Origin of the sequence: Micromonospora sp. CPCC 205554, from assembly GCF_036902745.1 — a bacterium.
Classification (GTDB): domain Bacteria; phylum Actinomycetota; class Actinomycetes; order Mycobacteriales; family Micromonosporaceae; genus Micromonospora; species Micromonospora tulbaghiae.
Window position 1 is genome coordinate 196,506 of sequence record NZ_JBAKHP010000005.1, and the last position, 20,811, is coordinate 217,316.

The 20,811-nt window shown below is 72.9% G+C and carries 19 protein-coding genes; 5 read left to right on the forward strand and 14 right to left on the reverse strand.

The annotated features are described in order from the left end of the window. Positions 1 to 157 precede the first annotated feature (157 nt). A complete protein-coding gene (locus V6U82_RS10040) occupies positions 158 to 1,276 on the forward strand; it encodes a carboxypeptidase-like regulatory domain-containing protein (protein ID WP_334460659.1) in 1,119 nt (372 codons plus the stop codon). On the opposite strand, the gene V6U82_RS10045 is transcribed toward V6U82_RS10040, so the two are convergent. The 7 genes from V6U82_RS10045 to V6U82_RS10075 are packed head-to-tail and all read right to left on the reverse strand — an operon-like array spanning position 1,236 to position 9,979. Beyond that, positions 1,236 to 2,516 carry a sensor histidine kinase gene (locus tag V6U82_RS10045; RefSeq protein ID WP_128136064.1) on the reverse strand — a complete coding sequence of 427 codons (1,281 nt, stop codon included), beginning with the start codon at positions 2,514 to 2,516 and terminating at the stop codon, positions 1,236 to 1,238. The two genes, V6U82_RS10040 and V6U82_RS10045, sit on opposite strands and share 41 nt — an antisense overlap. After that, positions 2,516 to 3,187, reverse strand: coding sequence for a response regulator transcription factor (locus V6U82_RS10050; RefSeq protein WP_128136063.1), 672 nt, complete (start codon positions 3,185 to 3,187; stop codon positions 2,516 to 2,518). Before V6U82_RS10050 ends, V6U82_RS10045 begins: the two co-directional genes overlap by 1 nt. Positions 3,188 to 3,239: 52 nt before the next feature. Next, positions 3,240 to 4,508, reverse strand: coding sequence for a cation:proton antiporter (locus tag V6U82_RS10055; RefSeq protein ID WP_334460661.1), 1,269 nt, complete (start codon positions 4,506 to 4,508; stop codon positions 3,240 to 3,242). Next, a complete protein-coding gene (locus V6U82_RS10060) occupies positions 4,505 to 5,839 on the reverse strand; it encodes a cytochrome P450 (RefSeq protein ID WP_334460662.1) in 1,335 nt (444 codons plus the stop codon). Before V6U82_RS10060 ends, V6U82_RS10055 begins: the two co-directional genes overlap by 4 nt. Beyond that, the gene (locus V6U82_RS10065; RefSeq protein ID WP_334460663.1) at positions 5,836 to 6,912 is read right to left on the reverse strand and encodes an alpha-hydroxy acid oxidase; all 1,077 of its coding nucleotides are present in this window, start codon (positions 6,910 to 6,912) and stop codon (positions 5,836 to 5,838) included. Before V6U82_RS10065 ends, V6U82_RS10060 begins: the two co-directional genes overlap by 4 nt. Position 6,913: 1 nt before the next feature. Then, positions 6,914 to 8,479, reverse strand: a complete 1,566-nt coding sequence (locus tag V6U82_RS10070; RefSeq protein WP_334460664.1) for an NAD(P)-binding domain-containing protein — start codon at positions 8,477 to 8,479, stop codon at positions 6,914 to 6,916. 12 nt (positions 8,480 to 8,491) lie between these two features. Beyond that, positions 8,492 to 9,979: an aromatic amino acid ammonia-lyase gene (locus tag V6U82_RS10075; RefSeq protein WP_334460666.1), complete on the reverse strand. Its 1,488-nt coding sequence runs from the start codon at positions 9,977 to 9,979 to the stop codon at positions 8,492 to 8,494. Between the two features lie 63 nt (positions 9,980 to 10,042). On the opposite strand from V6U82_RS10075, the gene V6U82_RS10080 reads away from it, so the two are divergent. From V6U82_RS10080 to V6U82_RS10090, 3 genes are all read left to right on the forward strand, one after another. Further along, positions 10,043 to 11,587: an NAD(P)-binding domain-containing protein gene (locus V6U82_RS10080; protein WP_334460667.1), complete on the forward strand. Its 1,545-nt coding sequence runs from the start codon at positions 10,043 to 10,045 to the stop codon at positions 11,585 to 11,587. Next, positions 11,577 to 13,010, forward strand: a complete 1,434-nt coding sequence (locus V6U82_RS10085; RefSeq protein WP_334460668.1) for a class I adenylate-forming enzyme family protein — start codon at positions 11,577 to 11,579, stop codon at positions 13,008 to 13,010. Before V6U82_RS10080 ends, V6U82_RS10085 begins: the two co-directional genes overlap by 11 nt. A 156-nt stretch (positions 13,011 to 13,166) precedes the next feature. Next, entirely contained in the window at positions 13,167 to 14,690 is a 1,524-nt protein-coding gene (locus V6U82_RS10090; protein WP_334460669.1) for a copper resistance CopC/CopD family protein, read from the forward strand. 32 nt (positions 14,691 to 14,722) lie between these two features. Here the strand turns inward: V6U82_RS10090 and V6U82_RS10095 are convergent, their stop codons facing one another. From V6U82_RS10095 to V6U82_RS10125, 7 genes are all read right to left on the reverse strand, one after another. After that, positions 14,723 to 15,646: a M56 family metallopeptidase gene (locus tag V6U82_RS10095; protein WP_334460670.1), complete on the reverse strand. Its 924-nt coding sequence runs from the start codon at positions 15,644 to 15,646 to the stop codon at positions 14,723 to 14,725. Then, complete coding sequence (locus tag V6U82_RS10100; RefSeq protein WP_128136059.1) at positions 15,643 to 16,005, reverse strand: BlaI/MecI/CopY family transcriptional regulator; 363 nt, start codon at positions 16,003 to 16,005, stop codon at positions 15,643 to 15,645. Before V6U82_RS10100 ends, V6U82_RS10095 begins: the two co-directional genes overlap by 4 nt. A gap of 87 nt (positions 16,006 to 16,092) precedes the next feature. Next, positions 16,093 to 16,746 (reverse strand): DUF305 domain-containing protein, encoded by a 654-nt coding sequence (locus tag V6U82_RS10105; RefSeq protein ID WP_334460671.1) that lies wholly within the window; start codon positions 16,744 to 16,746, stop codon positions 16,093 to 16,095. Between the two features lie 76 nt (positions 16,747 to 16,822). Continuing rightward, positions 16,823 to 17,233, reverse strand: a complete 411-nt coding sequence (locus V6U82_RS10110; RefSeq protein WP_128136057.1) for a DUF6153 family protein — start codon at positions 17,231 to 17,233, stop codon at positions 16,823 to 16,825. A 165-nt stretch (positions 17,234 to 17,398) separates the two neighbouring features. Beyond that, positions 17,399 to 17,896, reverse strand: a complete 498-nt coding sequence (locus V6U82_RS10115) for a DUF3237 domain-containing protein (protein WP_128136056.1) — start codon at positions 17,894 to 17,896, stop codon at positions 17,399 to 17,401. Next, positions 17,893 to 18,360: a MarR family winged helix-turn-helix transcriptional regulator gene (locus tag V6U82_RS10120; protein ID WP_181726465.1), complete on the reverse strand. Its 468-nt coding sequence runs from the start codon at positions 18,358 to 18,360 to the stop codon at positions 17,893 to 17,895. The genes V6U82_RS10115 and V6U82_RS10120 overlap by 4 nt, the downstream gene beginning before the upstream one ends. Further along, positions 18,357 to 19,586, reverse strand: coding sequence for a flavin-dependent oxidoreductase (locus V6U82_RS10125; RefSeq protein ID WP_334460722.1), 1,230 nt, complete (start codon positions 19,584 to 19,586; stop codon positions 18,357 to 18,359). The genes V6U82_RS10120 and V6U82_RS10125 overlap by 4 nt, the downstream gene beginning before the upstream one ends. A 250-nt stretch (positions 19,587 to 19,836) precedes the next feature. Between V6U82_RS10125 and V6U82_RS10130 the strand changes: the two genes are divergently transcribed. Further along, positions 19,837 to 20,811 (forward strand): ABC transporter substrate-binding protein, encoded by a 975-nt coding sequence (locus V6U82_RS10130; protein ID WP_128136054.1) that lies wholly within the window; start codon positions 19,837 to 19,839, stop codon positions 20,809 to 20,811.

Below are 20,811 nucleotides of genomic sequence, written 5' to 3' on the forward strand. Positions count from 1 at the left end.
CGATTAGCGGCCGCCGGCCACCGGGCGCGGACGGGGCATCCACTGTGGGCGGCCGCCGCTGCCCTCGGGCCGGGTCGCGCAACCCGTCCCGCGCAGGGCATAGTGGCCCGCGGCTTCATCGACCGATGTCGCCCGCTCTCGGCGAAGGTGGTGGGAAGTGACGACGCGCTCACGTGTCCGACGGGCCCGGGCGGCCGTACTGGCCGTGCTGGCCGGAGGGACGCTCGCGGTGGCGGCGGCACCGGCGACGGCCGCGCCGGAGACGGTGAGCATCCTGAGCGTGTCGGCGGAGAACGTGAAACCCCGCGAGACGGTACGCGTGCGGTTCCGCGTCACCAACAACGGACGCCGGGCCGAGACGGCGATCGTGGTGGTGGGCGGCGGCCTGCGGTGTGCCACCGGCTGCCGGGCGGAGCCGAATCTCGGTCCCGGCCAGAGCCGGACCTTCGACGCGGCACTCGTCGCCCCGGATGCCCGCCCGGGCGAGACCACCGGCCTCAACATCTCGATCGGCGTGCGGCTCGACGGGCAGAACAGCTACGCCTACAAGATGGTCTACGTCCACGGGCCGGGTGCCTCGCCCACCGGCGGGGCCACACCGGCGGCGGGGGTGAGCGGGGTCTCCGGCCGGGTCCGCGACGCCGGCGGAAAGGCGATCGGCGGCGCGGACCTGACCATCCGGGACAGTGCCGGTCACGAGTACCGGACGACCAGCAACCGCAGCGGCCAGTTCTCGATCACCCCCAGGGCCGGCCGGACGATCGCCGAGGGATCCATCACGGTCCGCGCGTCCATGGACGGCTACCGCACCGCCCGCGCGACCGTACGGGGCAGGGCCGGTGACGTCGCCACCGTACGACTGACCCTTGCCGCGGTGGCCACGCCCACCACGACGTCACCGTCCCCGGCCGAGGAGGCGAGCCCTCTCGCCGCGGCGGCCGACGACGACCTTCCCGCGGCCGCGCCGCCCACGCTCGAGGCCGCCGGCGAGGAGAGCGGCAGTACGTCGATGTTCCTCCTGGGCGGCCTGCTGGTCGCCGCGGGCCTGGGCGCGCTCGCACTGGTGCTGGTGCGCCGGAGGAACGCACCGGGCGCGGAGGCGGAGGCGGCGGCTCCCCCGGCGACCCGGCTGCCGGCCGGCGGTGACCTGGCCGACGCGCCGACCGCGATCCTGCACCTCGGGCCTCCCGGCGGCGGGTCCGGCGGGCCGGAGAACGCGCTCCACGATCCGGCGTTCACGTGCCGGCGCCGAGCTGCCACATCCGAAGGTTCCTGATCCGCGAGGCCCGGCCCGTGGTGCCCGGCGACCGCGTCCGGGGAAGGCGCACCGTGAAGCGGGCGCCCCGCCCCGTCCGGCCCTCGGCCTCGATCGTGCCGTGGTGACTCGTCACGACCTCCTGGAGCAGGGCCAGTCCCAGGCCGAAGCGGCGGTCGCCGGTGCCCGCGCCGCGGTGGAACCGGTCGAAGATCCGCCGGGCGTCCGCCTGGTCGAAGCCCTTCCCGGTGTCGGCGATCACGATCTCGGCGACGTTGTCGACGGCCCGGAGCGTCACGTCGATCCGGCCGCCCGCGGGGGTGTGGGCCAGCGCGTTCGCGAGCAGCTCGCCGACAACCCGGCGCAGGGCCGACTCGACACCCGGCACCGGCAGCGGGGCGGCGGGGGTGTCCAGGGTGAGGGTGACCTGGCGCTCGGCGGCGCGTTCGGCCTCGGCGGCGAGCGTCGCGCCGATCAACGAGGTGAGGTCGACCGGCGGGTCCGGTTCCCGGTCGGCGGGTGCGGCGGCGAGCCGGGCCGAGAGCAGCAGGTCGTCGACGATCTCGCCGAGCCGGCGGGTGGTGCCGATCAGTCGTTCCAGGTCCTCCAGGTTCGTGGCGGCGTCGTCGTGGCGTGCCCGCCGCGCGATCAGCTGCGCCCGGGTGTGCACCTGGGCGATCGGGGTCCGCAGTTCGTGGCTGGCGTCCGCGACGAAGCGGCGCTGCCGGGTCAGGGCCTCCGCGAGTGGTGCGACGGCTCGACGACCGACCACCATGCCGGTCAGCACGGCGGCGAGCAGCCCGACCACCGCCGCGAGGCTGAACGCGAGCAGGAGGTGCCGGCGGTCGGACAGCTGGAAACGGGCGTCGAACACCGCCTGGACCACGCCGTCGCCCCGGGCCTCGGTGCGTACGTGGTAGGTCGTGCCGTTACGCGTGACAGTGGTGATCTCGGTGGCGCCGGTGGCCGCCACGGCGGCCAGCGCGTCGTGCAACGGGAAGCCCGGCGGCGGCGGGTTCGCGCCGGTGTGCACGGTGGCGCCCTCGTACTCGAAGATCCAGCTACAGGCGGGCGGGCCGGCGATGGTGCCGTGTTCGGTGCCCCACGCCAGCTCACGCTGGATCTGCGCGTCCTGGCCGCGGACCAGGACCGCGTAGGAGATGCCGCCCGCCAGCAACAGCAGGGCACCGATGGTGAGGCCGACGAACAGGCCGATCCGGAGCCGGGTCCGCCGCACGATCGTCTGCTCGGCCGCCTCCATCAGAGCGCGCCGAGGCGGTAGCCGAGGCCGTGCACGGTGCGTACCGCGGCACGGCCGAGTTTGCGCCGCAGGTAGTAGACGTAGGTGTCCACTATCGACGCCGCGGCGGCCTCCTCGAAGACCTTGCGGCGCAGCACCGCGCGGGGATGTACGGTGTTCGGCCGCGCCGCCAGCACGCGCAGCAGCTCGAACTCGCGGGTGGACAGGGCCACCCGGGTGCCGTCGGGCAGCACCGCTTCACGTGGGCCCAGGTCGAGCAGCCCGGCGCCGATGCGCAGCACGTCGGTCGGCTCGGGCGTACGCCGGCACAGCGCCCGCACCCGCGCGCTCAGTTCGTCGAGGTCGAAGGGCTTGACCAGGTAGTCGTCGGCGCCCGCGTCCAGCCCGGCGATCCGGTCGTCGACGGTGCCGAGCGCGGTGAGCATCAGGGTCCGGGACGGGACCGCCCGGGCGCGTAGCCGGGCGAGCAGGTCGAGGCCGTCGAGCGCCGGCAGCATCCGGTCGATGACCATCACGTCGTACGAGCGGGTCAGCCCGAGATGCAGCCCGCGCTGGCCGTCGAAGGCCCGGTCGACCAGGTAGCCTTCCTGACCCAGCGTCTCGGTGAGCATCTCGGTCAGATCCGCGTCGTCCTCGACCAGCAGCAGCCGGTTCGATCTTCCGCCCCGCATGTGTTAACGATCTCATAGATAGTGACCGATGGAAGCACCGATATTTGCATCTTCAACTATCTGAAACCGCCAGCGCGGGCGTGCGGACGGTGTCGGGCCGTTGCGCCTCCCGGCGCTCGATCCAGCTCAGCGCCGGCGTCGTCATCAGCGTGGTGACCAGCGCCACCAGCACCAGCACGGTGAACAGGGACGGGTTCACGATGCCCGCCTCCAGTCCCACGTTCAGCGCGATGAGCTGCATCAGGCCGCGGGCGTTCATCAGCGCGCCGACCCGCAGCGCCACACCGGACGGTTCACCGCGGAGCCGGGCCGCCGCCCAGCAGGCGCCGAACTTTCCGGCGATCGCCACCGCCACGCAGGCCAGCGCGAACAGCAGCACCGGCAGGGAACCCAGCAGCCCGAACTCCGTGCGCAGACCCGAGTAGGTGAAGAACAACGGCAGGAAGAGCGTCGCGGCGACCGGGGTGAGCGTGTCCACGACCCGGTCGGTGTTGCCGGTACGGGGCATCACCACGCCGACCGCGAACGCGCCGAAGACCGCGTACAGCCCGATCTCGTCGGTGTACCAGGCGACCAGGAACAGCAGGGCGACGGTGCCGAGCAGGCGGGCGCGGTCGCCCAGGGCGCGGTGGGTCATCAGCGCGGAGGTGACCGCGCGCCCGCCGAGCCAGAGCAGCAGCCCGAACAGGACCGCTCCACCCGCGGTGACGATGGCGGGACCGGCCTCGCCGGAGGCGAACGCCAGGACGGCGGCCAGCATGATCCAGGCGGCCATGTCGTCGATGGCGCCGCTGGCCAGGGAGAGCGTGCCGTGCCGGGTGCCGGCGTGCCCGTGTTCGGTGATGATCCGGGCCAGCATCGGAAACGCGGTGATGGCCAGCGCCACGCCGACGAACGCGGCCGAGACCCCGAGTGACGTCCCGTCGGCCCGGATCGGCACGGCGCCCGCCGTCACCAGGACCAGCAGCACCCCCAGCACGAGCGGCGCGGTGACCCCGGCCAGTGAGATCACGCCGGCGGTGCCGGCCAGCCCGGTGACCCGGTGGGCGCTGAACGCGTACCCGGCCTGGAACATGAACAGCACCAGGCCGACCTGACCCACGACATAGAGGACCGGCAGCAGCGGGGCCGGGAACAGGGCGTTCTGCACGTCCGGCAGGAGGAGCCCGAGCAGCGACGGGCCGAGCAGCACGCCGGCGAGCATCTCGCTGACCACGGCGGGCTGGCCCGCCTTGCCGAGCAGCCAGGCGACCCCCTTGCAGAAGATCAGGATCACCGTGACCGCGATGAAGAACCGCGGCGCCAGCTCCGTTGGTGTCATCGGACAGCCCTCTCGAAGTAGTCGGTGCACAACCGCTGCCGGCGGGCGTCGAGCACCATCCAGGTGCCGAACACCAGTTGCCGGACGCTGCGGCCCACGTCGGCCCACCGGTCCCGCGACCGCATCGCGGCCAGCCGCAACCGCCCCGGACCGGTGCACCCGGCCGGGGTCAGATACGCCGGACCCCGGCTGGGCAGCGAGCGGGTGTGCGAGGCCGAGGAGGTCAGGACGTACCGGCGCAGCACCTCGCGGGTCGCGGCGCGCAGCATCACCGGCGCGACGCCGCGGGCCGGGCAGGCCCGGTTCGCGGTGACCCCGTACGGGATGAAGTGCGCGTCGCCGCGCTTGAGCGTCAGCCACCGGTCCGGGTCGAACCGGTCGTCGGCGGCGGCCCCGCCGCGGTGGAACGCCAGGTAGTTGAAGAGCAGTACCGTCCCGGCGGGCAGGGACACGCCGGTGGGCAGCGTGATCGGCGCCGACGTGATCCGGTGCGCCACGCCGAAGAGCGGATGCACCCGCAGTGTCTCGTCGATCACCCGGTCCAGCGCCGCGTCGTCGTCGAGTCCTCGCTGGAGATCGGGATGTGTGGCGAGGGCGAGCAGCACGTGCGCCATCGCCTCGGACATCTGCACCACGGCGGTGTTGAAGAAGGCGCCCTGGAGATACCAGGCCGTCTCCTGTGTGGTGAACGGCGGCGGCAGCGTCACCGGGCAGGTCCCCGCCTCGATCCGGCCGCGCAGATAGGCGGTCAGCCGGCCGCGCCGCCCCATGTGCCGCAGGCCGGTGCACTTGAGCCCGCTGACCACGTCGTCGGCGTTGGCGACGATCAACACCCGCGCGTCCGGGGAGCATGCCTCACCGAAGACGAGTTCGTAGTACACCTCGGCCCAGACCGGCATCATCAGATCGCGCAGCCGGACGTGGCTGGTCCGGCCGGCCGGCAACCGGTCGAGCACCCGCCCGGTGGCGGCGGTCGCGAGGTCGTCGCAGCGTTGACGGCGTACCGCGAGCACCCGCCGGGTCGTCGCGGCCACGATCCGGTAGCGCTCCCCCGGCTCCAGGTGCTCCTGGTGCATGTGCGGCCCGGGCGCCAGCCAGTACCAGAACAGGTCCGACAACCCGGCTCCCCGGCTGCGCCCGTCCGCCGCCGGATCGGCGTACACCCGCTCGAAGTGCTCCATGCCGACGGTGGGGCCCGGCACCGGTACGCCCTCGACGCCGTTGACAGTGACGAACACCCACTCCCGCAGCCGGACCACGGCCCGGGGCAGCCAGTACGGGAGGGTCCACGTCACGCCGATCCCCGCCAGGACGATCAGGACGGCGTTCATCCGCACGCCACCGTGGCGACCAGGTCATTGCGCAGATCGGCCGGACCGGCGGCGCCGGCCAGCGCCAGCGCCCGGTCGAGGTCGGCGTGCAGCAGGTCGAGCACGTGGCGTACCCCGGCGGCGCCGCCCACCGCGAGCCCCCACAGCACCGGGCGGCCGACCAGCACCGCGCTCGCGCCGAGCGCCAGCGCCACCAGGACGTCGGCTCCCCGGCGGACGCCGCCGTCGAGCAGCACCGGCAGCCGACCGCCGACCGCCTCGACGACCGCCGGCAACGCGTCCAGGGTGGCGAGCGCCCCGTCGAGCTGCCGGCCGCCGTGGTTGGAGACCAGCAGACCGTCGAGACCGTACGAGACGGCCAGCGCCGCGTCGGCGGGATGCAGCACCCCCTTCAGCAGGATCGGCAGCGTGGTCACCTCACGCAGCCAGGTGATCCGGGCCCAGTCCAGCCCGGCGTCCATCCCGATGTCGCGCACCCGGCCGCTCGCGTCGCGCATGTTCTCGCAGACCAGCCCGGGCGGCAGGTCGACGAAGCCGTGCCGCAGATCGCGTTCCCGCCGGCCGAACACCGGCGAGTCGACGGTGACGACCAGGGCCGAGCAGCCGGCCGCCTCCGCCCGCCGCACCACCGACGCGGTGAAGTCGAGGTCCGCCTGCGGGTAGAGCTGGAACCACAGCGACCCACCGGCGGCGGCGATCTGCTCGACCGGCCGGGTGGCCGCCATGCTGACCACCATGATCGTGCCCGCCTCGGCGGCGGCACGCGCGGTGGCCACCTCGCCCTCGGGGTGGGCCAGCCGGTGGAACGCGGTCGGCGCGATCAGCACCGGCATCGAGATCCGCGTGCCGAGCAGCGAGGTCCGCAGGTCGCGCCGGCCCGCGCCGCGCAGGACGCGGGGCACCAGGTAGCGCCGGGCGAACGCCGCCTCGTTGGCGCGGACCGTGCGTTCCTCGCCGGCCCCACCGGTGAAGAAGTCCCAGTGCACCGGGTCCAGGCGGCCCCGCGCGTCGGCGGCCAGCTCGGCCAGGTTCAGCGCCCGGCCGTCCAGCGCGGTGCCGTCCAGCGGAGGCATCTCAGCCCTCGATGTCGCTCAGGCAGCGGTCGACGAACGCGACCAGCGGCGCGACGTGGGTCTCCGGCCGGTCCCACCGGTTCTCCAGGTTCTCCGCGAGGTGGTGCGTGGCGACGACCCGGCCCGCCCGGTGGTGACGGACGACCGGATGCAGGTAGGCGGCGTCGTGGGCCTGACCGGGGACGTCCTGGGCGACCCGGCTGACAGTGACGTCGAACGGATCCACCCGGTCGTGCTCGGGGCCGTACTCGAGCGTGACGACGAAGGCGTCCGTGTAGTCGTGGTCAGCGGTACGCAGGCCGGTGCCGGTGAAGTACTCGACCGGCACCTCGTCGTGGTAGCGCGCGTCGGATCCGGCCACCGTGACCACGTCGCCGAGGAAGCCGAACTGCTGCCACAGGGCGGAGGTGCGGTTGACCCGCGCGACGACCGCGTCGGCGATCAGCGCTGCGGTGGCGTCCAGCTTCTCCGCCGGCCACGGCGTGTCCCCGTACCGTCGCTCCAGGATCCGGTGCAGCGCCCGCACGGCGTACCGGAAACCGTGGATGAACCCGCTCGTCGAGCGTTTGAAGTCCCGTTCCTGGCTGATCGTGCCGGCGAAGTAGAGGCCGGGCACGTTCACCGACTCCCACTCCGGGGTCTGCGCCGGGAAGCGGTCCCTGATCGCGAGTTCCGGACGGCAGGTGTCGTCGAAGACGGACGCGTCGAAGGCGAACCCGGTGCAGGCGAGCACCCGGTCGTACCGCAGTTCCTTGACCACCTCGTCGGCGCGGGAGAACGAGAACGTCACCTTGTAACCCGCGCCGTCGCGCTCGATCCGTCTGACGTCGCCGTCGAGGATCGCGTTCGCCGACTTCAGCTGGTACGTGTCCAGGAAGTTGTTGTTCACCGCGCGCAGGTGCCCCACGTAGTGCGTACGCCACGCCATCCGCACCGAACTCGGCCCGGCGACGTGGATCAGCGTGGTGGTCTCCATCAGGTTGTCCGCGGTCTCGAACGCGGAGTTCCCCTTCCCGATGATCAACACCTTCTGGTCGAGGTAGTCGCGCGGGTCGACGGACATCTCCGCGTACTGTTCGGCGAGTTCCAGCCCCGGGATCTCCGGCCGGTACGGCTGGGAGACGCCGGTGGCGACGATCAGCCGGCGCGCCCGGAAGACCTCCTCCCCCGCCCGGGCCTCGAACAGTCCGTCGACCTTGCCGACCGACGTCACCCGGGTGCCGTACCGGACCCGCGCCCCCGTCTTCGCGGCGAAGTCCGCCAGGTAGCGGAGCATCACGTCGGCGTCGGGGAAGTACCGTTCCGTGTAGCCGGTGAACCGCAGCGCCGGGTCGTCGCTGAGCAGTGAGTTCCAGTCCAGCCGCAGGTTCAGCTCCGGGTCGTCCGAGCCGGTGTGCGGCTTGTTGATGGAGATCAGTTGCCGGTGGCGGGGAAAGGTGGCGAAGAACGCCCCCGGGATGTCCGCCTGTTCCAGGACCAGGTAGTCGCGCTTGCCGTCGGCCTCCAGCAGAGCCGCGAGTTGCAGGCCCGCCGGGCCGGCCCCGACGATCAGGTAGTCAAGCGTCATGTGCGCCCACTCTCAGGAGAAGGAAACGGAGAAGTCCGCGATCACGTCGGCCGCGCGCCGCACGTCACCGTCCAGCGGCCGGTCCGGGTCGACCGGCGGTACGACAGCGGCCACCGCCGCGAGCGCCCCGGCGCAGCCGGACGCGGTCGGCTCACGCGCGCCGACGTACGCGGCCTGGCGCAGCCCCAGCGCGAGCGACCCGACGACGAGGTGCAGCAGCCGGGCCTGGTCCAGTGCCCGCAGCGCGGCCTGGGTGCCGAGCGGGACGACGTCCTGGTTGTGCAGGTTGGTCGGCACGCTCTGCATGCTCGCGGGCACGGTGTCCCGGCGGATCTCGGTGATCAGCGCGGTCGACGCCAGCTGCACCCCCTGGAGCCCGTGCTGCTGTCCCGGCCCGGCGGCCAGCATCGGCGACAGGCCGCCGTTGCGGTTCGGGTCGACGAGCAGATCCAGTTGCCGTTCGGCGAGGTTGCCGACCTGAGCCGTGACCATCGACAGCACGTCGGCGGCGAACGCGGCCGGCTGCCCGAAGAAGTTGCCGCCGTGCACCACGAGGTCGTCGTCGGGAAAGAACAGCGGGTTGTCGGTGACGCTCGCGAGGTCGGCCGCGACGACGGCGTCGACGTAGCGCAGGGCGTCCTCGGCGGCACCGAGCAGTTGCGGCGTGCACCGGATGCTGTACGGCTCCTGCAACGGACGCGTGCCGGACGCGACGAGTCCGGCGCTGACCCGGCGCATCCGCGCGCCCACGTCGACCGCGCCCGGATGGCCGTACGCCCGCAGCAGCCGGGCGTCGAGGAACTGCGTGTCGCTGCCGAGCAGATCGGCGAGCAGGCAGGTGAGCACCTGGACCGCCCGGTGCGCGGCGCGGACCGTGTCCAGCGCCAGCGCCGTCGCCGCCGTGGTCAGGGATGTGCCGTTGACCAGGGCGAGGGCGTCCCGGCCGTCCAGCGGCAGCGGTTCCAGCCCGGCCAGCGCCAGCGCCTCGGCCGCGGGCATCCGTACCCCGTCCAGGTAGGCGTGGCCGCGGCCCCGCAACGCCTGGGCGGCCGCGCCGAGCGGGATCAGGTCACCGCTGGCGCCGACCGAACCCAGCCGGGGCATCGCGGGGACGAACGTGGTCGCGAGCATCGCCGCGAGGGCGTCGATCACGTGCGGGGACACGCCCGACGCGCCGCGGGCCAGCGACGCGGCCCGCAGCAGCAGCGTCGCGCGGACCACCTCCGGGTCGAGGTCCGGGCCGTGGCCGGCGCCGAGGTGGGCGAGCGTGTTGTCGGCCTGGTCGCGCAGGTCGGCGCGGCCCGCGTACCCGACGAGGGCGCCGAAGCCGGTGGTGGCGCCGTACACCGCGCGGTCGTCGCCGAGCACGGTGGACAGGAACCTACGGGCGGCCGCGACCCGGTCGCGGACCTGCGGTCCGGCCACGACTTTGATCGGGTCACGGGCGGCGCGGAGGTCGGCGATCCGCAGCGGGACATCGAAGTCCACCTCTGTCGTCATGCGATCGCACCCTAGAGACGAATTCTCAGAACGCTCTGAGATCGAGTCGCTACGTTGCGGCGCATGACGCTCGACTATCTGATCATCGGAGCCGGACCGGCCGGGTTGCAGCTCGCTCACCTGCTCGAGCGCGACGGCCGCGACCATCTGGTCCTGGAGGCCGGCCCGGCGCCGGGCACGTTCTTCACCACCTACCCCCGGCACCGGCAACTCATCTCGATCAACAAGGTCTGGACCGGCTCCGACGACCCGGAGTTCAACCTGCGCGCGGACTGGAACTCACTGCTCACCGACGATCCCGCGCTGCTGTTCAAGAACTACAGCCGGCGCTACTTCCCGGACGCCGCGGACCTGGTGCGCTACCTCGCGGACGTCGCCCGCGGCCTGCGGGTCAGGTACGACACCCGGGTGTCCCGGGTCGCGCGCGACGGCGACCTGTTCACCGTCGACACCGGCGACGACACGCTCACCGCCCGCCGCGTGGTCGTCGCCACCGGCATGTCCCAGCTGTACGTCCCGCCGATCGCCGGCGCCGAACTCGCCGAACGGTACGACACGGTCAGCGTCGACCCGGACGACTTCACCGACCAGCGCGTCCTCATCATCGGCAAGGGCAACTCCGCCTTCGAGACCGCCGACGCGCTCGTCGAGACCGCCGCCGTCATCCACGTCGCCGGTCCGCACTCGGTCAAGCTGGCGTGGCAGTCGCACTACGTCGGGCACCTGCGTGCGGTGAACAACAACTTCCTCGACACGTACCAGCTCAAGTCGCAGAACGCGGTCCTCGACGGCACGGTCGAGCGGATCGCCCGGCGCGACGACGGCGGCTACCGGATCGACTTCCGGTACGCCCGCACCGTCGAGGCGATCCGGCAGATCGACTACGACCGGGTGGTCCTCTGCACCGGATTCCGGTTCGACGCGAGCATCTTCGACCCGTCCGCCCGGCCGCGGCTCATCATCGACGACCGCTTCCCCGAGCAGACCTCGGCGTACGAGTCGGTGAACGTACCCGGCCTGTACTTCGCGGGCACCCTCACCCAGCAGCGCGACTTCAAGCGCTCGACGAACGGGTTCATCCACGGCTTCCGGTACGGCGTGCGGGCCCTGCACCGGATCCTCGGCGCCCGCCACCACGACACGCCCTGGCCGGCCACGCCACTGGAGGTCACCCCGGAGGCGATCACCGACGCGATCATCGCCCGGATCAACCGCACCTCGGCGCTGTGGCAGCAGTTCGCGGTCCTCGGCGACGTCGTCGTCATCTCCGGCGACACCGCGCGGTACCACGAGGAGGTGCCGGTCGCGTACCTGCACGACGGCGGCCTGGGCCCGGAACCGTTCGCGTTCGTGGTGACGCTGGAGTACGGGCCGGACCACGACCAGGTCGACCCGTTCGACATCACGGTGCCGCGGATCGCCGAGAACGACGCCGCGCACGCGCACGACGCCAGCTACCTGCACCCGGTCGTCCGGGTCCACCGTGGCGGCCGGGTCGTCGCCGTGCACCACCTCGCGGAGAACCTGGAGAACCACTGGAACCTGCCGGACGTCCACCACCAGCCGCTCGTGCTCTTCGTCAAGGGCGTCCTCTCCGATGCCGGCTGAGGTCTGGCCCCAGCCCGTGCTGGACCTGCTCGCCGCCGGTGACGAACGCCCGGTCTTCGAGGACGGCGACCGGACCGTCACCACGGCCCAGATGTACCGAATGGTCCGCCGCGTCGTCGCCGGCCTCCGGGCCGCCGGCGCGGGGCCCGGAGTCGGGGTGGCCCTGCGGCTCGGCGTCACCGCGGAGGCGTTCGCGACGATCATCGCGGCGTTCGCGGTCGGCGCCCGGGTCTCCGGGATCCGCCCCGACCTGACACCGGCCCACCGCGCCTGGCAGCTCGGCGGCACCACGCTGCTGGTCGACGACGCCCGGGTCGCCGAACTGGCACGCGCCCCCGACGACGGAAGGCCGCTGATCGCCGCCGGACGCCCGGACGACGTCGCCCGGATCATCTGGACCAGCGGCAGCACCGGCAGTCCGAAGGGCTGCGCGCAGACGTACGCGGCGATGAGCGCGGCCTGGGCGCCGTACCCGGACCGCTGGCCGCCGGCGGTCGCGGACCTCGCCACCCGGCTCCAGCGTTACCTCGTCTTCGGCTCGCTGAGCAGCCAGGTGATGCTGGAGTACGGCATCCTCACCCTGGCCGCCGGCGGCACCCTGGTCGCGGCCCGGCCCCCCGGTTTCCCGGGCATGATCGCCCGGCACCGGGCGACCGCGAGCGTGATCACCGTGGGCAAGCTGAACCAGCTCGTGCACGACCAGCGCACCGACCCGGCCGACCTGAGCAGCCTTCGGGCCCTGCTGGTCTCCGGCTCCCCGCTCCCGCCGGGCCGGCTCGCCGAGGCGCTCGACGTGCTCGGTCCCGTCGTCTTCCACGGCTACGGCCAGACCGAGACCGGCATGATCACGATGGTGACGCCGGCCGAGATGCTGGCGTACCCGGCCGCGCTCGCCTCGGTCGGCCGCCCTCCCCCGGTGACAGCGCTGTCCATCCGGGACGCCGGCGGCCGCCCCGCCACCGAGGGGGAACTGTTCGTCCGGACACCGGCGCAGGCCGGCGCCTACTGGAACGATCCGGTCGAGACCGCCGAGGTCTTCGTGGACGGCTGGGTCCGCACCCGCGACCTGGCGCGGCTGGACGGCGACGGCTACCTGTACCTGCTCGGCCGGATCCGGGACGTCGTCATCGTGCAGGCCAACCTGGTGTACGCCGGTCCGATCGAGCGGGTCCTCGCCGCCGACCCGACAGTCGCCGAGGCGTACGTCGTCGGCCGTCCCGACGACGTCACCGGGGAGGCGGTGCACGCGTACGTGGTGCCAGCCGCCGGTTGCGTGCCGGACGCCGGGCGGCTGCGTGCGGTGGTGGCGGAGGCGCTGGGAGAGGCGTCGGTCCCGCGGACGATCCAGCCGATCGAGCGGGTGCCGGTGGCGCCGAGCGGTAAGCCGGACAAGCGCGCCCTGGCGCGCACGACGACCGGTTGACCATGGCCCTCGGCGCGGCCCGGGGCTCTACTACCAAAAGTTAGTAGTTCCCCTAGGATGACGACCGGTCGGAGCGATGGGCGCCGGGTCCAGGTCTCCCCGACGAAGGGACCAGCAGTGCCTTTGCCGCGGCGTCATCGGTTGCCGGCGCGCGGCGTGGCCCGGTGGGTGCTGCTGGTGTGGCTGGCGTTGTGCCCCGCCGTGTTCGTGGTGCTCGGGTTCGCGTCGCCCGCCGCCGCGCACTTCAAGCTGCTCAAGGTCGTACCGGCGGACGGTACGCGCGTGGACGGCGCGGTCGCGGAGATCCGGCTGACGTTCAGCGCCCCCGGCACGCCCACCGCTGCCGGCTTCAAGCTCTCCCGCGAGGGAGCGGCCGTTCCGGTGACCACCCACACCCCCGACGGGGGCCGTACGTGGCTGGTCCACCCCTCCGCCGCGTTGACCGGCGGGGAGTTCACGCTGCGCTGGAGCGTGGCCGCACCGGACGCTCATCCCCTGACCGGCGACGTCACGTTCACAGTGGTACCGGCCGCCGCGCCACCGGGCGCGGCGGCCACGCCTCGGCCCACCGCCGGCGCGGGACACGCCGGTCACGGTGGACCGGGCGTTCCGTCGGCGTCCCCACCGGCCCACTCCGGCGCTCACGCGGTGGGTCACACCACCGACGCCGACCAGGGTCCGGTGCGGTTCGTCGGCACGGCGGGGCGGTGGCTGTCCTACGGAGCGATCCTGCTCGGCGTGGGCGGTCTGGTCTTCGCGCTGACCACACTGGTGGGGACGCGCAGCGACATCCGGCTGGTCCAGGTCTGGGTGCGGGCCGCCGGGCTGACGGTGGCGGCCGGCGTGCTGCTCGAACTCGCGGCGCTGGCGGCCGTGTTCGGCGGGGGCCTCGCCTCGGCGGTCAGCGTGCAGGCGCTGACCGCGCTCGGCCGTTCGCCGGTGGCCGCCGGGCTGGGTCTGCGGTTCGCCGGCGCGGCCGGGTTGCTCGTGGCCGGTTCCCTGGAGGCGGCGCTCATCCGGGGCCGGCACGCGGTCGGGCGGCATGCCGTGGCGACAGTCGCCGCGATCCCGACCGCCCCTCGCCCTCTGGTCGTGCCGTCCGCCGGTGACGCGAGCGGCGACGAGACGCGACGAGTACGCGCGCGAGCGGTCCGGCCGGTGCTCCTCGGCGTCACAGTGGCGCTGCTGGTCGGTTCGTTCCTGTTCGACGGGCACACCGTCACCGCCCGGCCACGGGTGATCGTCGTGGCGGCGGACGTCGCGCACACAGTCGCCGCGGCGGTGTGGGTGGGCGGTGTTCTGCTCCTGGCGGCGCTGCTGCTGGGGCGTGCGCGCCTCGGTGTGCCGACGGGCGCCGCCGAGATGGCGGTGCGGTTCTCCGTTCCGGCCGGTGCGGCCGTGGCGTTGACGGGTGTCGCCGGCGTCGCGCTGACAGTCGCGATCCTGGACCGGCCCGGTCACCTGGTGAGCACCGGTTGGGGACGGGTGCTCCTGGTCAAGGTCGCGTTGGTGGCGGTCGTGGCCCTCGTCGGGCTCTACAACAGCAGGAGGGTGGTACCCCGGCTGGACGACCCCACGCCGGACGGCATGCGTCACCTGCGCCGCACGGTGCTGGCGGAGGCGGTGCTGATGGTCGCCGTCCTGCTGACCACCGCGATCCTGGTGAACGCCGGCACGTAGGTCGCGCCCGCGCCGCACGAGCGGGCCGGGGTCTACAGGCAGAACAGAATGCCGGTGACCACGCCGGCGCCCAGCGGGGCGGCCAGGGCGGTCGAGGCGAGCACGGCGCGGGCGAGCAGGTTGCGGCGGTGCGGGCGGCGTTCCTGGAGGCGCTGTAGCCGGATGGCCACGTCGGCGCCGGCCATCGACAGCGCGGACGGCGGGTGCGGCGCGCCGGCGAAGGTCAGCAGCGCGTCGCGTACGGCCGTGTGGCCGCACTCGCGGACGGCGGCGGCGTCGGCGCGCAGTTCGACGAGCAGGCGCACGGCCGCGGGCGCCTGCCGGGTCAGGGGCAGCCACGGTACGGCGGCCGCGAGCCCTTCCACGGCGGCCACCAGGAGATGGTGGCGCTCACGCAGGTGTGCCCGCTCGTGGCTGAGCACCGCCGCGAGCTGGTCCGCCGGCAGATCACCGGCGGCGCTGGCCAGGACCGTCAGCCCACGGGATCCGCCGAGGCTGTAGGCCATCGGGGTCGGGTGGGGGATCCACAGCACCGCCGCCTCGCCGCGCTCCGACGGGCCGCCGGCCAACGTGAGCAGGTCGGCGTGGGCGCGGCGGGCACGGTGGGCGCGCAGGGCCCGGCGGGCGCAGGTCGCCGTGAACCGGGTGAGCACGGCCAGCAGGATCAGCGCTCCGGCCGCCCCGGCGATCTCGTCGACGGCGGGCGGCCGGCTGGGTTGCGCCCAGTGCCAGCAGATGCGGGCGAGGTCGTGCAGCGCCCAGCGCCGGGTGCTGCCCGGGGCGAGGAGCATCACGGTGGCGAGGACGAAGGTGGCGGTCACCGCGACGATCAGGCCGAGCCAGCCGAGCAGCATCGCGACCGGGTCGGTGACGTGCCGGAAGCACAGCCGCAGCACGGCGGGGCCACAGCAGGCGACCACCGCCGCGCCGGTGACGAGGGCGAGCGCGAGGCTCACGCCTCCGACTCCCGCTCTTCGAGGACCTGCCGCAGGATGTGCAGTTCGTGGTCGGAGGCGGACCGGGCGAAGTGCAGGAGCACCAGGTCGGGATGGGTGCTCGTCTCGACGACCCGGCGCAGTGTCCGCGCGATGATCTCCTCACGGGTGCCGGCGGCGCGGTAGCGGTAGGCCTTGCCGTCCTTCTCCCGTACGGCCCAGCCCTTGCGGTGCAGGTTGTCCAGCACGGTGAGCACTGTCGTGTACGCCAGGGCCCGGTCGGTGGTCACCGCGTCGAGGACGTCGCGCACGAGCACGGGCTCGGGGTCACGCCACAGGACGTCCATCACTGCCGATTCGAGTCTGCCCAGTTCCGCCACGCGCTCTCCCTTCGTGCCGGTCAGGGTACGTCAGGTGTCGTGGCGGTGCGGCCGGTCCCGGCGCCGGGACCGGCCGCACCCGGCCGTCTACAGGCGGTCGAGGATCTTCTGCAGGGTCTGCACCTCGGTGGCCTGATCCGCGGCGATCCTGGCGGCGAGCGCCTTGGCCTCGGGGTTGCGGCCGTCGGCCTGCTCGGTCCTGGCCATGTCGATGGCGCCGTTGTGGTGGGCGATCATCATCTCGGCGAACATCTTGTCGAAGGCGGCGCCGTTCGCGGCGCCGAGGTCCTTCATCTGCTGCTCGGACAGCATGCCCGGCATACCCGAGGTCATCCCCGGCATGTCGTGCCCGGGCGTGGCGCTCATGCCGGGCATGCTGTGGTCGCCGGGGAGGTCCGTGGGCTTGCCCCAGGCCGTGAGCCACCCCTTCATTGTGGTGATCTCCGGATCCTGCGCCGCCTTGATCCTGGCGGCCAGGTCCTTCAGTTCGGTGTCGCTCGCGCGCGTCGGGGCCAGGTCGGCCATCGTGACCGCCTGCTGGTGGTGCGGGATCATCATCTGGGCGAACATCACGTCCGCGTCGTTGAAGGTGGCGCCGGCCGAGGTCGAGGCGCCCGTCGCGGAACTGCTGCCGGTGCCGTGCGTCATGCCGCCGGTGTCGCCGCCGCAGGCGGCGGTGGCGAGCAGGGCGGACAGGACGACGCCCGCGAGGGCGGCGCGGCGCAGGATGGTCGGTTTCATCAGGTACGTGGTCCTTGTCGTGAGGTGTGCCGGAACGGAGTCGTCGGGCCCGGCGAGACGCCGGACCGTGCTCTCCTCACGTGCGCAGGACCGTTGCGGCTCGCAGCCGCAGCCCGATGGGCGGACGGGGTGGACCTCGAGGGCCGGGTCCACGGGACCGGGGGCCGGTCGGCGTGCCGGTGCCGCGGCGGGGCCGGCACAACAGGGACAGGGCGCCGAGAACGAGGACGCCGCCCAGCACCGCCAGGCACACGGTGAACGCGTGCATCCCGTCGCGGTGCCCGGGCGAGTCGTCCTCGCCGTGTGCGGCGCCGGGCGCGGCGGCGATCTCGTCGGCGGTGCCGGCAGCGTGGGCGACGCCGACGTGGGCGGCGCTCGCCTGGGTGGCGTCGGGTCCGGCCGGATGGCCGAAGGTGTGCATCCCGAACACCCCGAACGTCACGGCGACGAGCAGCGCCAGCCGCAGCAGCGGGTGAGCGCGTCCCATCCCACCCCCTCCGCACGTCAGGCCCGGCGTGTGGCGTCCGCCCCGACACCAGCTTCTACTACAGACGCATAGTAGATGGGATGCCACGGTGGCCGGGCACGGGGACGGAAAACGCGCACGATCCGCTGCCTGACGGGTGCAGAGCCTGCCCGCCTGCGGGAACGACTACGTGACGCGGTAGGCGGTGTAACGCACCCGATCGGCCTCGCGGATCGCCGACGCCACGAAGACGCACTGCTCCAGGACCGCCAGCGCGGGCACCGACGTCTCCAGTCGTACGCCCAGCCGGAAGTAGTACTCGGAGGGGTCGACCGCGTCACCGCGCAGCAGCGCTTCGAGGACCTCCGGACGCCCGCTACGGACGCCGAACGTCCGGATGTAGACGTGACCACCCTCGACGGTTCGCGCCGAGTAGCGCGTGTCGATCTCGATCGCGCCGTCGGGGCGGACCACCTGCCAGTCGGCGCCGCCGGGCAGGATGTCGGCCTCGAACAGGCCGGTGACCCGGCCGCCGACGATCGGCACCACGCGGCGGTGACCCGCGCGGGTCGTCCCGTGGTCCTCCAGCGCCCCGAGCCGGGCCTCCACCTCGAACGCGGCCTCCAGACCGGGAACCGCCGGGGCGCTCACCGCGTCCCGGCCGGCGGGCGGGCGCGTACTCATGGGGTGTCCTTGGTCTGCGCGAGGGCGTCACGGAGGCGTTCCAGCGCGGGCACCGCGGCGGCGAGGGCCGCCCGGTCCGCCGCCGGGAGGGTGGCCGCGGCGCGGGCGACCAGGTCTCCGCTCGCGAGGTCGAAGCGGTCGAACAGGTCGAGCGCCTTCGGGGTGGCGAGGACCTCGACGTGCCGGTGGTTGCCGGGCCGGGGGCGGCGCTCGACGAGACCGTTGCCCTCCATCGTGGTGAGCAGGTTGCTGACCGTCGAACGACTCAGGCGGAGGCGTTCGGCCAGCTCACCGGGACCGGACACGGTGCCCCGGGGCAGGGCCCGCACGATCTCGATCTGCGCGTCCGGGATCTCCGGCAGGTGCTCGGCGGCCCGCGCGGCGGCGAGCAGCGTACGGCGCAGCGGTGAGATCACCGACGCCAGTCGCGCGGCGTCCAGCTCGGTCGCTTCCGGGCCGGTCACGGCAGGACGCCCGAGAAGACCGTCGGCGTCAGGGAGGCCCGTTCGTTGAGGTCGGCGGGCAGGAAGCCGGCCCCCTTCTTGTATCCGGTGGCGATCTCGGTGAGCTCCTCCGGCGGGATGACGTCGTGGATGTCCGCGAACCCGTCCGGCGCGCGCTCGTGGGCGAGCACCATCACCTGCTCCGGGCCCTGCCGCCGGTTGCTCAGCACGAGCGCTGTGGTCGCCGGCCGCCGGTCCGCCTCGTAGGCGTCGAGCGCCTGCCCGACCGTCGGCGCGGTGGCGAGGTGGAAGGCGAGGGTACGCGCGTCCAGGATCGCCTGCGACGCCCCGTTGGAACCGTTCGGATACATCGGGTGTGCCGCGTCGCCGAGCAGCGTCGTGTTCCCGTGGGTCCACGTGTCGATCGGGTCGCGGTCCACCATGGGGTATTCGAGGATCTCGTCGGCGGCGGCCAGCAGTTCCGGCACGTCGAGCCACGGGAAACGCCAGTTCGCGAAGAGCGAGACGACCGGCGCGGGGTCGACCGCCCGGTTCCAGTCCGCGTTCGGCCCGGCGAAACCGGGCCCGCGCCGCTCGGCGACGACATTGATCAGGCCGGCACCGATCGGGTACGCGACGAACTTCTGTTCCGCGTCCCCTGCCATGATCATGGTTCGCCCGTCCAGGAATCCGGGCGCCCGTGCCGTCCCCCGCCACAGCGTCAGCCCGTTCCAGATCGGCGCCCCCTCGCCGGGCTGATGTTGCCGGCGCAGCTCGGAGTGGATGCCGTCCGCTCCGACGATCAGGTCGCCGGCGACGCCAACCTCCCCCGCTGCCGTCTCGAAGCGGGCGACGCCGTCCCGGACGCCGACGAGCCGGTGCCCGGTGCGCACCGCGTCGGCTCCCAGCCGTTCCCGCACCACGGCGAGCAGTTCCATCTGGAACCGGCCGCGGTGCACGGAAAGCTGCGGCCAGCGATATCCGGCGTCCAGCCCGCGCGGCTCGCTCCAGATCTGCTGACCGTGCCGGTTGTAGTACGCCAATGTGCCGGGCGCGGCGCCGAGCCTTTCAACGCGTTCGCCGAGACCCAATTCGGTCAGCTCCCGGACGGCGTGCGGAAGCAGATTGATCCCGACGCCGAGCGGGCGCAGCGCGACGGCGCGCTCGTAGACGGCGATGTCCCGGAAGCCGGCCCGGTGCAGGCTGAGCGCGGTGGTGAGGCCACCGATACCAGCGCCCACGATCACGATCGCCAAGTCGTCGCTCCCTCCGCCGCCGCACCACCAACCACACAGTTTGGTCACAAAATCGTCACGGGTCAAGACGTATTCACGTCGAAGTCGGATCACTCGTCCCGCATTGCGATTCGCCTTATCGGAATTCTTGACAATCAATCATCTCTGCATGACGCTGATCGACGCGGTCGGATGGTCCACCTCTCCTCGCCGGCCCTCACTCCTCCGGATGCACCAGCGCTTCGCACGGAAGGGCTCGTCCATGAAGAAGGTCACCGCCCTCGCTGTTCTCGCCGGCCTCACGATCGCCCTGACCGGCTGTACGGACTCCGACGCCACCGACCCGTCCCCCGGGGCGAGCGGCGACCTGCGGAAGGTCCGGGTGGCGGCGCTGCCGATCAGCGAGACCGCCGCGCTGTGGGGTGGCATCAAGGCGGGCATCTTCCGGGAGCAGGGGCTAGACGTGGAGGTGGTGCCCGCACAGGGCGGCGCACAGGCCATCCCGGCGCTGATCAACGGCGACATCGACTTCGCCGTCGGCCAGCCGTTCGGCCCGTTCCGTGCCGACCTGCAGAACCTCGGCGTGGTGATCATCGGGAACTACGCGTCGTCCTACGCCGACGGTGACGACATCAACGCCGTGGTCGCGTCCGCGAAGTCCGGCATCACCCGGCCGGCCCAGCTCGCGGGGCGCAAGGTGTCGGTCAACAGCCTGGGCGCGGCCGGCGACGTCACCATCATGGCGGCGGTCGAGAAGGACGGCGGCGATCCCACCAAAATCAAGTTCGTCGAGGTGGCCTTCCCGGACGCGCCGGCCCAGCTCGCCGCCGGCAACATCGACGCCGCCTGGGTGACCGAGCCGTTCATCACCCAGATGCGCAAGCGCGGTGACGTCGTCGTGGTCGCCCCGTACCAGGCCACCGTCCCGGGGCTCACCACCCTGACCACGATCACGTCGAGCAAGCTGAAGGACTCCGACGCCGAGCTGATCGCGGACTTCTCGGCGGCGATGAAGAAGACGCTCACCTGGGCCAAGGATCCGGCGAACGAGAAGGACCTCCGACAGGCCATCAAGGACAATCTCGAACTGCCGGAGGCGGTGGCGGACTCCGTACGGCTCCCGGCGTTCGGGTGGGAGCTCGACCGGGCCGGCCTGGAGCAACTGGCGACGCTCGCCCAGAAGTACCGCGTCCTCGACCGGCGACCCGACTTCGACCGTCTCATCCAGCAGCAGTAG